This window comes from Plantactinospora sp. B6F1 (assembly GCF_040120695.1).
Classification (GTDB): domain Bacteria; phylum Actinomycetota; class Actinomycetes; order Mycobacteriales; family Micromonosporaceae; genus Plantactinospora.
The window spans coordinates 13,530-29,708 of record NZ_JBEEAC010000044.1; the positions used below are offsets into that span (position 1 = coordinate 13,530).

Sequence of the window (16,179 nt, forward strand, 5' to 3'; positions counted from 1 at the left end):
CCGCCCCCGACGGGAGGCGGGCGGAAATCGCTGGAGGCGGTCCGGCCCCGTCGTCGAACTTCCTGGGAGCGGCACCCATGAAAGCTCGGTCACGATCGCGGCTCCGACGGTCCCGGCTCGCCAGCCCGGTCGCCGTGGTCACCGGAATCTCGATGGTCATCACGCTGCTGGGCAACGTACCGGCGGCGGCAGCCGTCGCCTTCGCCTGGACCACGGCCGCGCCAGCGGAGCGGTCGGTGCCGGGCACCGACGCCGGGGCACGGCCGTTACCGAAGGACCCGGCAGAGGCGAAGGCGGTCCGTTCCAGCCCGACGGTCTCCTGGCCCGCACCGGGCCGGGCGGTCGTCGACCTGACGGCGCCGCCGGCCCGGGCCACCGACGGTGCCGGGGCGACCACCACCCGGGCCAGGGCCGGTGCACTGCCCGTCTACGTCGGTAGCGTCGCACCGGCCGCACCCGGCGTCGGCGCGGCGGTCGGCGGGTTCGCGGCGGGTGTCGGAACCTCCGGCGCGGCCCGGGCGGGCGCCGACCCGGCGGTACCGAGCCGGGTCGAGGTCAACCTGCTCGGCCGGCACGACGACGGGCTGCTGCTGCGGATCAAACGGGCCGACGGGGTGAACCGGGCCGGCCGGATCTCGGTCGAGGTGGACTACTCCGGCTTCCGGGACGCGTTCGGCGGGGACTGGGCCACCCGGCTGCGGCTGGTGCGGCTGCCGGAGTGCGCCGCGGTCACCCCGGCCGCGCCGGAGTGCCGGGGCACCGCGGTGGCGACCCGCAACAACGGCTCGGGTCGGCTCACCGGCGAGCTGCCGGTGGGTGGCGCGGAGTCCGGCCTGTTCGCCGTCGCGGCGGCCGCTGGCGGCCCGGCCGGCGACTTCGGGCAGAGCACGCTCTCACCGTCGGCCACCTGGCAGGTCGGCGGCCCGTCCGGCGACTTCAGCTGGCAGTACCCGATGGACGTCCCACCCTCGCTCGGCGGCCCGGCCCCGGAGCTGGCCCTGGCGTACTCCTCGGGCAGCGTCGACGGTCGCACCAGCGGCACCAACAACCAGCCGTCCTGGGTGGGGGAGGGGTTCAGCTTCGCGCCGGGCGGCTACGTCGAGCGCCGCTACGTGTCCTGCGCCTCGGACCGGAAGAACGGCGCCAACAACAAGAACGAGACCGGGGATCTCTGCTGGGGCACCGACAACATCACCCTGGTGCTCAACGGCAGGGGCGGCGAACTGCTCTACAACAGCGAGACACAGCGCTGGCACCTGCGCAGCGACGACGGATCCCGGGTCGAGCGACACCACGACACCAGCCTCGGCAACGGCGACAAGGACGGCGAGTACTGGGTGGTCACCACCCGGGACGGCACGCAGTACCACTTCGGCCGCAACAAGCTGCCCGGCTGGTCCGACGACACGCACGCGCAGACCAACTCGGCCTGGACGGTCCCGGTCTTCGGCAACCACGCCGGTGAGCCGTGCCACAAGTCGACCTTCGACGCCTCGCACTGCGACCAGGCGTGGCGGTGGAACCTCGACTACGTCGTCGACCCGCACGGCAACACCGCGAGCTACTTCTACACCCAGGAGAAGAACTACTACGCCCGCAACGTCACCGCGACCAAGGTCTCCCAGTACGTCCGGGGCGGCTACCTGCGCAGCATCCAGTACGGCCAGCGCGCCGACGCGATCTACACCTCGCCCTGGGTGGGCCGGGTGGAGTTCGAGGCGGCCGACCGGTGCATCCCGAACACCACCTGCACCAAGTCGGCACCGGCCAACTGGCCGGACGTGCCCTGGGACCAGGACTGCGCCAGCAGCACCAACTGCAACAACAAGTTCTATCCCACCTTCTGGACGCAGAAGCGGCTGAAGAAGGTGACCACCCAGGTCTGGGCCGGGACCGGAGCGCGCGACGTGGACTCCTGGACCCTCACCCACTCCTATCCCAACCCGGACGACGGCACCAAGGCACGGCTGTTCCTGGACTCGATCCAGCACAGCGGCCTGGTCAACGGCAGGCATGACCTGCCACCGGTCACCTTCCAGGGCAAGCAGCTCACCAACCGGGTCGACGGCAACGACAACATCCCGGCGATGAACTGGTGGCGCATCGAGACGATCCGCTCGGAGGGCGGCGGCGAGATCACCGTCAGCTACTCGCCACGGGACTGCTCCTACCAGGCCCTGCCCCAGCCAGCGACCAACACCAAGCGATGCCACCCGGTCCGGTGGACCCCGGAGGGGTTGTCCGAACGGACCGACTGGTTCAACAAGTACGTGGTCACCAGGGTCGTCGAGAGTGACCGCACCACCGGACTCACCCAGGAGATCTCCGACGTCGAGTACGTCGGCGCACCCGCCTGGCGGCACGACGAGGAGGACGGGCTGGTTCCCGAGGACCGCAAGACGTGGAGCCAGTGGCGCGGCTACGAGCGGGTACGGGTCCGCAAGGGCGTCTCCGGCCAGGTGCGGTCACTGACCGAGCTGGTCTACTTCCGGGGGATGGACGGTGACAAGACCGCCACCGAGGGGGTCACCAAGCGGGTCGACGTGGTCGACTCGACCAACACCGCGTGGCGGGACACCGACCAGTTCGCCGGGATGCTGCGCGAGTCGATCACCTACAGCGCGGACGGCAGCAGCATCCTGTCCCGGTCCATCACCGACCCGTGGCTCTCCCCGGCGACCGTCACCCGGGTCCGGTCGTGGGGGACCACGACCGCGCACAACGTGCAGCAGAAGCGGCTGGTGCAGGGCGAGGTCAGCGGCGGCCGCTGGCGGGAGACAGCGACCCTGCACACCTACGACAGCGGCGGCACGCTCCTGACCGAGCAGCACCAGGGCGACCTGGCCCGCTCGGACGACGACACCTGCACGCAGTACACGTACGCCCGCAACAGCGCCGCCTGGCTGCTGGAGACGGTGGTGCGCAAGCGCACCACCGTGGGCGGCTGCGACCGGGAGCCGACCGGCATCGCCGACGTCGTGTCGGACGAACGGTTCTACTACGACGGCAGCGACACCCTGGGTGCCACGCCGACCCGGGGCGCGGTCACCCGGCGGGAGGAGATCTCCGGCTGGTCCGGCGGCGCCCCGACCTACCTGACCACCATGGAGGCCAGCTACGACCCGCACGGCCGGCTGGAGGAGAAGACCGACGTGCTCGGCGCGCGGGAGCGGACCACCTACACTCCGGCGACCGGTCCCACCACCCGGGTCACCTCGACCAACCAGCTCGGCCACACCACCAGCACCGAGCTGGAACCGGCCTGGGGGGCCGAGGTCTCGGTCACCGCGCCCAACGGCGCCCGCAACGTCGCCGAGTACGACGCGCTCGGCCGGGTCGTCAAGACCTGGCTGGCCGGCCGAGTCCCGGGCCGGGACTCGCCCAGCGCGACCTACGAGTACACGACCCGCGTCGACGGGCCGAACGTGGTGACCGTGCGCACCCTGGAGGCGAATGGCGACTACCGCACCGAGTACCAGCTCCTGGACGGCAAGATGCGGCTGCGTCAGACCCAGGCGCCGTCGCCGCGCGGCGGCCGGGTGATCACCGACGTGAGTTACGACGTCCGCGGGCTGAAGGTGCGGGAGAGTGGCCCCTACTACAACGACGCACCGCCCGGCACCACCCTGTTCCTGCCGGACGAAGCGCTGCTGCCGGCCCAGACGGTGACCGTCTACGACGGAGCCAACCGGCCGACCGAGGAGATCTTCCTCAGCTACGGGGTCGAGAAGTGGCGGACCAGCCACGTCCACGAGGTGGACCGCCAGCACACCACCCCGCCGGCCGGGCAGACCCCGACCACCCGGATCCTGGACGCCGAGGGGCGGCTGGTGGAGCTGCGTCAGTACCGGGGCAGCACCCCGAGCGGCGAGTACGACGCCACGAAGTACACGTACAACCGGCGCGGCCAGCCGGAGACGATCGTCGACTCGGCGGGCAACGTGTGGCGGTTCGGGTACGACGCACGCGGCCGGAGGATCCGCACCGAGGATCCGGACCAGGGCGTCACGACGTACACCTACAACGACCGTAACGACATCGTCAGCGAGACCGACGCCCGTGAGGTGACCCTCTGGTACGAGTACGACGCGCTGGGCCGCAAGACGGCGCTGCGCCAGGGCTCGGCAACCGGAGCGAAGCTGGCCGAGTGGGGCTACGACCGGCTGCCCGACGGCACCCCGGCACCCGGGCTGCAGACCAGCGCGACGCGCTACGTCGACGGTGCGGCGTACACCACGGCGATCACCGGCTACGACGCGGCCAACCGGGTCACCGCGCGGACGGTGACCGTCCCGGCCCGGGAGGGCGCACTGGCCGGGACGTACACGTTCCGCAACACCTACCGGCCGGACGGCGAGGTGGAGACCGCCACCCTGCCCGGCGGTGGCGGGCTCGCCCAGGAGACGCTGCGGTACGGCTACAACGCCCTCGGCATGCCCACCACCCTCGCCGGGGCGACCAGCTATGTCACCGATACCGCCTTCTCGGTCTACGGGGACGTGGAGGAGTTGACCCTGTCCGCGGGTGACCGGTCGGTGCGCCGGTCGTTCCGGTACGAGGCCGGCACCCGGCGGCTCTCCCTGGCCGAGACGAGGCGGGAGGTCGGCCCCCAGCTGATCTCCAGCGTGGCCTACCGCTACGACCCGGGCGGCAACGTGATCCGGATGGTGGACACGCCGGACCCGGCGACCGGGGTGGCCGCGGACACCCAGTGCTTCCGCCACGACCACCTGCGCCGGCTCACCGAGGCCTGGACCCCCGCCTCCGGCGACTGCGCGGCGGCACCCACCGCCGCCGGGCTGGGCGGCCCGGCGCCGTACTGGCACTCCTGGACCCTCGACAAGCTCGGCAACCGGCTCTCCGAGACCCGGACCGCGCCGAACGGTTCCCGGAGCACCAGCAGCTATGCGTACAACCCGGCCGGTGAAGCACAGCCGCACGCGCTGCGCTCGGTGACCAGTACCGGCCCGGACGGCACCAAGAAGGTCGACGAGTACGCGTACGACGCGGCCGGCAACCTGACCAGCCGGGTCCGGGCCGGTGTCGGGCAGACCCTGGAGTGGGACGCCGAGGGGCGGCTGGCGAAGGTGACCGAGAACGGCCGGGTCACCTCCTACGTATACGACGCGGCGGGCGACCGGCTGATCCGCCGCGACCCGACGGGCACCACGCTCTACCTGGGTGAGACCCAGCTCCGGATGGACACCTCCGGCGCGGTCAGCGGCCTGCGCTACTACACCCACGGCGATCGAGCAGTGGCGATGCGCAACGGGAAGACCGGCAAGGTGACCTGGCTGGTCTCGGACCACCACGGCACGGCGGAGCTGGCCGTCGACGAGTCGAGCCAGTCCGTGACCCGGCAGCGCCGCGACCCGTACGGCGGCACCCGCGGCTCCGGTGACCCGAACCTGGCCGGTGACCGTGGCTTCGTCGGCGGCACCAACGACCCGTCCACCGGGCTGACCCACCTGGGCGCCCGGGAGTACGACCCGGCGACCGGCCGGTTCGTCTCGGTGGACCCGGAGATCAGTTACGACGATCCCCAGCACCTGAACGGCTACGCCTACGCCAACAACAGCCCGGTCAGCTTCACCGACCCGGACGGCCGGGCGTACGTCACCAAGCGGGTGACCGCCTACAAGACGGTGTACCGGACGGTGATCAAGAGGGTCACCCGGCTGGTCCGGGTGCTGGTCACCATGTACGTCTTCATGCTCGTGCTGACCCTGCTCGGCTTCCTGCTCCCCCAGCTGACCCCGATCCTGGTGGCCGTCACGAAGGTGATCGTCAGATACATCAAGGTGCTGGAGAAACGCCTGGTCAAGTACACGAAACTGATCAGGATCTGGATCAAGGACCCCAAGCGCGAGAACAAGACCCAACTGCGCGCGTTTAGCAACATGCTGGACGAGATGTGGCGGAAGCTGGACCACTTCCGCCGGACCGCGCAGATGGCCACCCGGCTGGCCGGGCAGCTCCTGGTCAGGGCCCTGTGGCACGGTGGGCTGATGACCGCGCAAGGGCTGCTCGGCTTCAAGGCCAGGTTCGGAAAACCGCTGAACTTCCTCACCAACCGCTTCGAGTCCTATGGGATCGGCAAGTTGGTGGAGTGGGGCACCGAGCTGACCGGCGGCCAGTGCAGCATGCAACACGGCATGCGGGTCTGCTGGGGCGGCTCGCTGCCGTACGGCGGCATCGGCACCGCCTACGGGGACACCTTCCTCAGCAAGAACAGCCGACCGGACGAGGACCTGATGCAGCACGAGAAGGTGCACCGCCGGCAGTGGCGGCGGTACGGTGCCGCGTTCGGTCCGATGTACCTGCTGGAGGCCCTGCGGACGGGAGGTGACCCGTGCCGGAACACCTACGAGAACAACGCCAATCTCGCGAAGGGCAACTACGACCATTGCTGACCCGGCGGCGGGCGGCCCGGGTGCTGTTGCTGTGGCTGCTCTGCCTCAGCCAGACCGCCGCGCACTGCGTCGGCGGCGGGCAGCAGGTCGAGGACGTGCTCGGCTACGTCGAGCTCGACGGCCGGACGGCGGTCTACGCGCCGCTCTGCCCGGACGACGAGGTCCAGGGTGTGCGGGTGTACACCGCCCCGGACCCGCAGCGGGGTGGCGACTTCATCCCGCTGTGGGAGGCTACCGGCCCGACCACCGACACGGTGCGGCAGGGACTCTTCGTCCTCGGCGACGACAGCCAGTTCGCCACGGTGACCCGGCCCGCCCCGGCCAGCTTTCCGCGCCGGCTCTCCGTGCACGCGGACACGGTGCGGGGCCGGTCGGCGGGCCAGGCCTGGGAGCACCCGGCCGAGCTGCCCCGCTATCCGGCCGACACCCCGCTGACGGAGCTGACCTTCGAGACCGACCGGGGCCGCCGGTCCTTCGCCGAGCTGCGCGACATGCTGTTCAGCCAGCCGGCCGCCTGCCCGGACCGCTGAGCGCCGGTGCACGCGGTCGCGCGGTCGCGTCGCGGCTGACAGGGTTTCGCGCCAGTCGGTGTGCCGGGCGTGCGGGCGGGTAACCGCCGCCATGCCGTCCGGTGCGCCAGCGGAGAGCCCGGGATCACCGGTCGACCGGCTGCGGAGCCGGCTGGCCAGGACCGGTCGGACCTGGTCCCGCCGCCTCCGGACGTACCTGATCATCGGCGTCCAGGCCGGGCTCGCGGCGGCGCTCGCCTGGGTGGTCGCCCACCGGCTGCTGAACATCGAGGAACCCACGTTCGCTCCGGGCGCCGCGGTGGCGGTGATCGGCGCGTCGCTGGCCAGGCGGGCCCTGCGAACCGTCGAGCTGCTCGTCGGCATCGGGATCGGCATCGCGGCCGGCGACGTGCTGATCGCGCTGATCGGCACCGGGGCGTGGCAGACCGGGTTGATCGTCTCCCTGGCGGTCACCGGCGCGGCTGTCGCCCGAGGCACCGGCCTGCTGATGACCCAGGCCGGTGCCACCGCGGTGCTGGTGGCGACGCTCACCCCGGCCAATCCGGACCTGGAGCTGCCCCGCGCGCTCAACGCGCTGGTCGGCGGCGCGGTGGGGCTCTTCGTGATGCTGGTCCTGGCGCCGCTCAACCCGCTGCGCACCATACGCCGGGTCGCCGGCTCCGCGCTGGAACTGTTCGCCCGCCAGATGCAGACCTGCGCCGAGGCCCTCGCCGCCGGCGACGTCGACCGGGCGGAGGCCCTGTTGGCCCAGATGCGCAACTCGGATCCGAAGCTGACGCAGCTGCGGGAGGCGGTCTCCGCCGCCGACGAGGTGGTCCGGTTCTCCCCGCTGCGGTGGCGCCGGCGCCGGACCGTACACGCCTACCAGCACGGCGCGAAGCACATGGAGCGGGCGTACCGCAACAGCCGGACCCTGGTTCGTCGCGCCGGCACCGCGCTGCGGGACGCCGAACCGATGCCGCCGGACCTGCCGGCCGCCATCGGAGAGTACGGCGCGGCGGTGCGGTTGATGCACCGGGAGTTCCTGGCCGGTAAGGAACCGGTACAGGCCCGTGCACAGGTGCTCTCGGCGGTGCGGCTCGCCGGGGAGGCGTGCCGGCAGGAAATCGGCCTTTCCGGGACGATGGTGGTCCTCCAGGTGCGGACCGTCGCCAACGAACTGCTGCGGGCCACCGGGATGCGACGCGACGAGGCCCGCCGCCTGGTCCGCCGCGCCGTCGCCGGCAACTGAACGTCCCCGGCAACCCCGACGGCACCGCGCTCGCCACCGGCGGCGCCGGCCCGCTGCGGCGCCTTTTCCCCGCAAGGGCGGCGCCTTTTCCTCCGAAGGGTGGTGCGGAGGATGTTAGAAACCATGACGAACAGGTACTGGCTCGTATGGCGACGACTGGACCCACGGGTAGGCCACCGCCGGCCGGGCCTCCGGGTACGCCCCGGAGGACGGAGCCGCCGGACATCCTGTTCATCCTGGCCGATGATCTGGGTTGGGGCGACCTGGGTTGTTACGGCTCATCGATCCGAACCCCCAACCTCGATCGGCTGGCGGGGGAGGGCATGCTGTTCCGGCACGGCTACGCGTGCTCACCGTGGTGCTCGTCGACCCGCATCGGCCTCTACACGGGTCGTTACCCCACCCGGCTGCCGGCGGCCCTGGAGGAGCCGCTGACCACCCACGCGCAGCACAACGGGATTCCCGCCGACCACCAGACGCTGCCATCGCTGCTACTGGCCGCCGGCTACCGGACCGCGATGTTCGGTAAGTGGCACTGCGGCTGGCTGCCCTGGTACAGCCCGCTGCGTATCGGCTTCCAGACCTTCTTCGGGAATCTCGACGGTGCCATCGACTACTTCGAGCACGTCAACACGATCGGCGAGGCCGACCTGTACGAGGGGGAGACCTCGGTCGAGCAGACCGGCTACTACACCTCGCTGATCTCCGAGCGCGTTGCCGACTTCGTCGCCCAGGATCACGGCGGCCCGTGCTACGTCCAGCTCAACTACACCGCACCGCACTGGCCGTGGGAGGGGCCGGGGGACCGCGAGGTCGGTGCGGAGATCCGGCGCAGGTTCGGCCAGGAGGCCGAAGCCACGCCGTTAATCCACCGCGACGGAGGCTCGCTGGCGAAGTACGCCGAACTGGTGGAGGCGATGGACGCGGGGATAGGCACCGTGCTCACCGCGCTGGCGAACGCCGGGCGCGCCGACAACACCATCGTCGTCTTCACCTCCGACAACGGCGGCGAGCGATGGTCGAGAAACTGGCCGCTGGTGGGCGAGAAGGGCGATCTGACCGAGGGTGGGATCCGGGTACCGCTGATTCTGCGGTGGCCCGCCGCCGTGGCCGGGGGTCAGGTCGTCGACCACCCGATCGACACCCTGGACCTGACCGCGACACTCGTCGACGCAGCCGGGACGGCGCCGGATGAACGCTGCCCGCTGGACGGTGTGAACCTGCGGCCGTGGCTCGTCGACGGAGCTGACTTCCCCGAGCACGACCTGTTCTGGCGTACCTCGAATCAGGGCGCGCTGCGACGCGGCCGGTTCAAGTACCTGTTCGACCGCCGCGAACGGTCGGTGCTGGGCAACTGGCCGCGCCGCGACGGTCCCTTCCACCTGCTGTACGACCTGGCGGCGGACGGTCGGGAGCAGGCGGACATCGCCGACCGGCATCCTCGGCTGACCGAGGAACTGGGCGCCACGTGGGCGCGGATCGACGCCGAACTGTTGTCCTACCCGCCGAGTCATCCGGGCGTACCGGAACCCTCGACGGCGAGGCCCGCCAGCAGCGAGCCGGACTAGGTCCGGGTGGCCGCGTCGCGATGATGATGCGTGATCTACTGTCCCCGGTGGCGGATCTGGCGGTCGTGATCTTCGCCGTGACCTCGATGCTCTCGGTCGGTCTCGCTCACTCGGCCAAGCAGATCCTCGGCCCGCTACGCGACGTGTGGGCGTTGCTGCGGGCGCTGCTGGCCAACTTCGTGCTGGTCCCTCTCCTCGCCCTCGGTATCGTCCGGCTCTGGCCGCTCGACCGACCGCTGGAGGCCGGGCTGATCCTGGTGGCGATGACGGCCGGCGCACCGTTCCTGATCAAACTGACCGAGGTGGCGCAGGGCTCGGTCGCGGTCAGCGCCGCATTGCTGGTGCTGTTGTTGCCAGTCACCGTCGTGTACGCGCCGATCGCCGTACCCCGGGTGTTGCCCGAAGCGGAGGTCTCCGCGGTCGCCCTCGCGGTGCCGCTGGTCCTGACCATGCTCCTGCCGCTCGCCGCCGGCCTGCTGGTCCGGGGCCGTTGGCTGGCCCAGGCCCGACGGCTGGGGCCGATCGCCCGCCGCACCTCGACCGTCGCGCTGGTGGTGATCGTCCTGGCCACCACGCTGGCCGATATCCCGACGATCGCCACCCTGTTCACCGAGGGGGCGATCATACCGGCCCTGCTGGTCATCGCGGGTGCGTTCGTGCTCGGCTACCTGCTCGGGGGCCGGGATCGCGGCCTCCGCGTCATTCTCGGGCTCGGCACCTCGCAACGGAACATCGCGGCGGCGACTGTGATGGCGACCCAGGGCTTCGCCGACAACGACACCCTGGTCATGGTGATCGTGACCTCGCTGGCCGGTTTCGCACTGCTCTTCCCCATCGCGGGCGTGCTGCGTACCCGCCGCTGACCCGACGCCGTGCCGGGTACCCGCCGCTGACCCGACGCGCCGTGGCCGCGCCGTGATCCGGGTCGCCGGACCCCCACCAGGTCGGGCACTCCGGGGCGGCTGTGCGGCGTCTGTGCGGCCAGCCCGGAATACTCTGTGCGGCCAACCCGGAATACTCTGCCGCGCGACGCCAGGTCGGCGACGAAGGTCGGATCTGATACCACCTGGGAGGCACGGGTGCGTTCGAGACTCATCAGGGTGGTGGCGCTGCTGGTCGTCGTCGTGGCGTCGGCCGGCTGGCCGCTGCCGAGGCCGGCGGGCGCGAGCGTGTTGCGCGGGATTCCGCTCGATCCGGGCTCCGCGTGGTACCCACGGACGATCCGGCTGGAACACGCGCCGGCCCCGTACCGCGGCCGGATCCTGGTCTCCACGAACACCGGTGCCGGTGGCACGTTCTTCGAGAGCACCGACGACGGTGCGACCTTCCGGCGCATCGGCGGGCTCGCCGTCAGCCGAGGGCCGGGCGAGTTCTCCTGCTGCTCGACGCTGTTCGAGTTCCCCGAGCGGCTCGGCGACTATCCCGAGGGCACGCTGATCTGGGCGACCTCGGTCAACACCTTCGGCGGCGGCGACACGGTGCCGAACCCGGACGCGCGCATCGTCGCCTGGCGCAGCACCGATCACGGGCGCAGCTGGCTGGCGCTGCCGGGGCCGATCGTGACCGGTGGATCGGGACACGGGCTGTGGGAACCGGAGTTCTCGGTCGTCGGCGGAGACCTGGTCGTCCACTTCTCGGACAAGACACAGCAGCCCCGGTACGGCCAGACCCTGGCCCGGGCCCGCTCCGCCGACGGGGGCGACACCTGGAGCGCGAAGGTCAACACCGTCGCGGTCGACGCGAGCCCGGACCTGGCGGCGGAGGACAGCCCGGGGATGCCGGTGGTGCGCCGGCTGCCGGACGGCCGCTACCTGATGGCGTACGAGTACTGCAACATCAGGCCGGTGCCGGGCGGGCACGGTTGCCGCGTCCACTATCGGGTTTCCGCCGACGGCTGGGACTGGGGCGACCAGACCCACCGGGGCACCATCGCCAAGACCGTCGACGGCAGACATCTTGCCCACGCACCGACCATCGCCTGGGCACCAGGTGGCGGACCGAACGGTCGGCTCCTGATGATCGCCAGGCTGGTGCGGACCGGTGCGGACACCGGCCCCGCCACCGTGCTGAAGGGCCCGAGCGGCACCACCGTACTGGTCAACGACGAGAACGGGGTGGGTGCGTGGTACGAGATCGACGCTCCGGTCGGTATCGGCGACTTCCGGGACGAGAGTCTCAGCGGTGCCGAGCGCGATCTGGTCCTCGCGTGCCAGAACTACAGCTCCGCGCTGCTGCCGTCGGGGGACGGCACACGGCTGCTGGAGGTGGCGACCGACGTGCTGGACGGCACCTGCAAGGCGTTCTACGCCACCGGAGCCGTCGCGCCGCCCGGCGGTCCGGCCGGCGTGCCGGCGAACACGACGTACCGCCTGGTCAACCTGAAGTCGCGGGCCTGCCTGGACGTGGTGGCCGGCCGGGTCGCCGACGGCTCCCGGGTGCAGCAGTGGAGCTGCGACACCGGCGTACTGGTGCAGCGGTGGCGGGCGTCGAGTAGCCGACCGGGCCTCTTCTCGTTCGTCAACGCGAAGTCGGGGCGCTGCCTCGACGTGCCGAACGGGAACATCTCCGTCGACGACGGCGACGTGACGCAGATCTGGACGTGCAACGGCACCGGCGCCCAGAACTGGCGGCTGTCCGCGGTCGGGCGGTCGACGTACACCATCTCGCCGCAGAACAACCCGGACCTGTGCCTGGCCGCCGCCGGCGGTTCGACGGCGAACGGCGCCGCCGCGACGCTCGTGCCGTGCGCCTCCGGCAGCGCCCGGCTGTGGTTCCTGTCCCCGACGAGCTGAACCCGGCACCGCTGGCGGTGTGTGCCGGATCTGTGCGCAGCGCTGGGAGGCTCGGCCGCGACGATGTACCCCGTGGGCGGCGTCGCCCGCCTCACCGTGACCTCGTGCCAGCCCGAACAGATCCCCTGAGGAGGACATTGCTTTGCTGCGGAGACGCCTGAGCCACATCACCGCCATCGCCGCCGTGGCCGGCCTCGCCGCCGGCCTGCTCGTCGCGGTCGCGAGCACGGCCAGCGCGGCCACCAAGCCGGTCATCAACGGACCGACCTTCAACGACCCGCTCGGGTCGGCCGCCAGCCAGGCCGCGATATTCACCCAGATCATCCAGCTGGTCGACGCGACGCCTGCGGGTGAACAGATCCGGGTGTCGGTGTTCGACTTCACCGACGCCGCGATCGCCGACGCGTTGCTGAGGGCGCACCGCCGCGGCGTCCGGGTCCGGGTGATCGTCGACGACTCGTCCTATCTGGACGGGAACGGAAAGCGGAAGGCCAGTCCGGCCTGGGACCGGCTGAGCAATCCCGTCACGGGGCTCGGCACCGACGACGGGGCACCCTCCTGGATCGTGATGTGCGACGACAGGTTCGAAGACGACGACGGCGTCGACGACGTCCGCCGCGGCTGCATCGCGACGGCCCCGCCGGGCCCCGCGTACAACCACAACAAGTTCTTCCTGTTCTCCAAGGTGGGTCCGTTCGAGGACGGCACCAGCTACCAGAAGGTGGTGCTGCAGACATCGTCGAACCTGACCGACTGGTACAAGGTGGAGTCCTACAACGACGCGGTGACCTTCGTCGACGCGACCGTGTACGACGCCTTCGCCGTGTACCACGAGGACATGCGGCGGTTGCGGTACTCGCGCACCGGGGACAACGGCTACTACCGTTCCACCCCGACCGGGAGTACCTATCGGGCGTTCTTCTTCCCGCGCCGCGACGCCACCTACCGCAATCCGTCCTCCGACACGATCGTCAACGCCCTGGACGAGATCTCCTGCGGGTACACCGGCGCGGACGGCATGCGCCACCAGACCGACATCCGGATCGTGGTCCTCAACTTCCTCGGCTCGCGCAGCCAGGTCGCGACGAAACTGGCGCAGTTGCGCGGGCAGCGCTGCTGGATCGACGTCATCTACGCGGAGAGCGACGCCACTGTCGAAGGCATCCTCGACAAGGCCGACATCCAGCGCCTGCGCTGCAAGTTCAACGTGGCGCCGGGCATCGACGTGCGACCACACAACAAGTTCATGCTCATCGACGGCTCCTACAACGGTGGCATCGAGCCTCGGGTGTACACCGGCAGCCCTAACCTGGACGGATCGTCGCTGCGCTCGTCGGACCAGGCGCTGCTGCGGATCACCAGTGCCGCCTACCATGCCAGCTACCTGAGCTACTTCTACAAGATCCGGCGTACCTGCCGCGCCGGTATGGGCGCCTGAACGCAGTGCCGGACGGCAGTTCAGCAACGGGGGGCTCACGGGATCGTTCGGGCCGATCGGGCGCCGTACCGGGGCTGGCGGCGCGAAGCCGCGGCAGCTTCGTCGGCGCGATCCGGAAGCTCGCCGAGCCCGGGGCGACGGGGTGCCGACGCGGACCCCGGAGCTGACGCCGGACCCAGCCTGATGCCCGGCCACGCGGACGCGTGGCCGGGCATCAGGCTGTAGACCACGATCTCCAGCCCGCTATCCGTCAACTCTTTGGCGTTGATTGGTCGCTGTCTGCCAAATTTCCCAAAATGCCCGCTGTGGGAGACGCTGAGCTGCGCTTGGCCACGACTCCGGCCATCTCGACACACTCGGACCAAATTAGATCAATATTGATATCTATGGTTCTCGATGTCATACTCTGCTGGAAGCGCTCCCACCTCGGCCCTTCGGTGCCTAAGAACGGAGGACGTACCATGCGTTCACACAAGCCCGACCAATCCGCCGGGCGATCCCGGTCGGCTGCCCGGCACCCCATCCGGGTGCTCGTCCTGGCGCTGACCATGGTGGTTGGCATTCTGCCCTGGGCTGGCGTGGCCCAGGCCCACGGCACCATCGTCAACCCACGGTCCCGCGCCTACCAATGCTGGCAGGACTGGGGCAGCAACCACATGAGCCCGACCATGCAGCAGCAGGACCCGATGTGTTACCAGGCGTTCCAGGCCAACCCCGACACAATGTGGAACTGGATGAGCCAGCTGCGGGACGGCCTCGGCGGGCAGTTCCAGTCCCGTACCCCGGACGGCCAGCTGTGCAGCAACGGCCTCTCCCGGAACAACAGCCTGAACACGCCCGGGCAGTGGCGGCGGACGAACGTCGGCCGTAGCTTCACCGTCCAGCTGTACGACCAGGCCAGCCACGGTGCCGACTTCTTCCGGGCCTACGTCACCCGGCAGGGGTTCAACCCGGCCACCCAGCGCGTCGGTTGGGGCAACCTCGAGCTGCTCACGACGACGGGGCGCTACGCGCCGGCGCAGAACATCTCGTTCAACGTCAATGCGGCCGGACGCAGCGGGCCGCACGTCCTCTTCGTGATCTGGCAGGCGTCACACATGGACCAGGCGTACATGTGGTGCAGTGACATCAACATCTCCTGATCACAAGAACCGACAGCGGTAGCACCTCTCCGGCCCAGGACCTGGCGTCCTGGGCCGGAGCCGTTCGCCGTCCTGATGCTTGTGGGCGTATCGTCGGGTTCGTTCGCTATGCCCCATGACTTACCTGATGTGCGCCGGAGGTGAACGTCTTCGAAAAGATCCGGCGGGCCTGTCGATCCGGGCGGTTCGTTTTCGTAGCCCTGGTGAGAGAGCCGGACAGCGATCCGGTACACACAACCCGCTGGAGGGCAAGATGACCACCACTGACAGCCCGGTCCGGACCGCCACCGCGACGGTCGGTGCGCTGATCCGGACCGGTGTCATCGCCACGGTTGCCGCGAGCGCCGCCACCATGGCCGTCGCCGCCGGTGGCCACGCGGCAGGGGTCAGTCTCGACCTGGGTGGCGCCCCGATCCCGGTGTCCGGGTTCGGCGTGCTGACCGCTGTCTTCTCGCTGATCGGCGTCGTGATCGCCATGCTGCTGTCCCGGTACGCCCGGCGGCCGCAGCGCACGTTCGTACACACGACGGTGGTGTTGACCGTCCTGTCGCTGGTGCCCGACGTGATCGTCGACGCCGGTGTGGCCACCAAGGCGCTACTGATGCTCACCCACCTGGTCGCGGCCGCGATCGTGATCCCCGCCGTGGCGCGCCGCCTGGCCGCCTGATCTGTCACCATCCCACCGTCGAACTACCGGAGGACCACCATGAAGCAGTACCTGCTGTCCGTGCACTTCGTCGAGGGCGCCCCGACGCCGTCGGACGAGGAGATGCAGACCATGATGCGGGAGACCGATCGGATCACCGCCGAGATGCAGGCCGCCGGCGCCTGGGTCTTCGCCGGAGGACTCCTGTCGCCGGAGAGCGCCACCGTCGTCCGGATCGAGAAGGGTGCCACCACCATGAGTGACGGTCCGTTCGTCGAGACGAAGGAGCACATCGCCGGATTCTGGATCATCAAGTGTGCGGACCTGGACCAGGCGCTCGGCTGGGCCGAGAAGTGCGCGGCGGCCTGTGGCCCGATCGAGGTGCGCCCCTTCGACGAACTGTCCCAGGCCTGAACCGG

Annotated in this window: 10 protein-coding genes; all 10 read left to right on the top strand. The window is 70.4% G+C overall.

Annotated elements, in window-relative coordinates:
- Positions 1-77: 77 nt before the first annotated feature.
- The 10 genes from ABNF97_RS31135 (at position 78) to ABNF97_RS31180 (ending at position 16,174) form a co-directional block, all read left to right on the top strand.
- A complete protein-coding gene (locus ABNF97_RS31135) occupies positions 78-6,413 on the top strand; it encodes an RHS repeat domain-containing protein (protein ID WP_349340700.1) in 6,336 nt (2,111 codons plus the stop codon).
- Positions 6,407-6,943, top strand: coding sequence for a hypothetical protein (locus ABNF97_RS31140; RefSeq protein ID WP_349340701.1), 537 nt, complete (start codon positions 6,407-6,409; stop codon positions 6,941-6,943). The genes ABNF97_RS31135 and ABNF97_RS31140 overlap by 7 nt, the downstream gene beginning before the upstream one ends.
- A 91-nt stretch (positions 6,944-7,034) precedes the next feature.
- Positions 7,035-8,174: an FUSC family protein gene (locus ABNF97_RS31145; protein ID WP_349340702.1), complete on the top strand. Its 1,140-nt coding sequence runs from the start codon at positions 7,035-7,037 to the stop codon at positions 8,172-8,174.
- Between the two features lie 146 nt (positions 8,175-8,320).
- Positions 8,321-9,742 carry a sulfatase family protein gene (locus ABNF97_RS31150; protein WP_349340703.1) on the top strand — a complete coding sequence of 474 codons (1,422 nt, stop codon included), beginning with the start codon at positions 8,321-8,323 and terminating at the stop codon, positions 9,740-9,742.
- Positions 9,743-9,789: 47 nt separating this feature from the next.
- A complete protein-coding gene (locus tag ABNF97_RS31155) occupies positions 9,790-10,605 on the top strand; it encodes a bile acid:sodium symporter family protein (RefSeq protein WP_349340704.1) in 816 nt (271 codons plus the stop codon).
- A 216-nt stretch (positions 10,606-10,821) separates the two neighbouring features.
- Positions 10,822-12,534 (top strand): RICIN domain-containing protein, encoded by a 1,713-nt coding sequence (locus tag ABNF97_RS31160; protein ID WP_349340705.1) that lies wholly within the window; start codon positions 10,822-10,824, stop codon positions 12,532-12,534.
- A 142-nt stretch (positions 12,535-12,676) separates the two neighbouring features.
- A complete protein-coding gene (locus ABNF97_RS31165) occupies positions 12,677-13,972 on the top strand; it encodes a phospholipase D-like domain-containing protein (protein WP_207230553.1) in 1,296 nt (431 codons plus the stop codon).
- Positions 13,973-14,433: 461 nt separating this feature from the next.
- Positions 14,434-15,114 carry a lytic polysaccharide monooxygenase auxiliary activity family 9 protein gene (locus ABNF97_RS31170; RefSeq protein WP_349340706.1) on the top strand — a complete coding sequence of 227 codons (681 nt, stop codon included), beginning with the start codon at positions 14,434-14,436 and terminating at the stop codon, positions 15,112-15,114.
- A gap of 253 nt (positions 15,115-15,367) precedes the next feature.
- Positions 15,368-15,781, top strand: coding sequence for a DUF6069 family protein (locus tag ABNF97_RS31175; protein WP_349340707.1), 414 nt, complete (start codon positions 15,368-15,370; stop codon positions 15,779-15,781).
- A 39-nt stretch (positions 15,782-15,820) separates the two neighbouring features.
- Positions 15,821-16,174, top strand: coding sequence for a YciI family protein (locus ABNF97_RS31180; protein ID WP_349340708.1), 354 nt, complete (start codon positions 15,821-15,823; stop codon positions 16,172-16,174).
- Positions 16,175-16,179: the final 5 nt, after the last annotated feature.

Coding starts and splice junctions, on each gene's coding strand:
- ABNF97_RS31135 (WP_349340700.1), top strand. CDS start 78: ATGAAAGCTCGGTCACGATCGCGGCTCCGACGGTCCCGGCTCGCCAGC.
- ABNF97_RS31180 (WP_349340708.1), top strand. CDS start 15,821: ATGAAGCAGTACCTGCTGTCCGTGCACTTCGTCGAGGGCGCCCCGACG.
- ABNF97_RS31170 (WP_349340706.1), top strand. CDS start 14,434: ATGCGTTCACACAAGCCCGACCAATCCGCCGGGCGATCCCGGTCGGCT.
- ABNF97_RS31175 (WP_349340707.1), top strand. CDS start 15,368: ATGACCACCACTGACAGCCCGGTCCGGACCGCCACCGCGACGGTCGGT.
- ABNF97_RS31150 (WP_349340703.1), top strand. CDS start 8,321: ATGGCGACGACTGGACCCACGGGTAGGCCACCGCCGGCCGGGCCTCCG.
- ABNF97_RS31145 (WP_349340702.1), top strand. CDS start 7,035: ATGCCGTCCGGTGCGCCAGCGGAGAGCCCGGGATCACCGGTCGACCGG.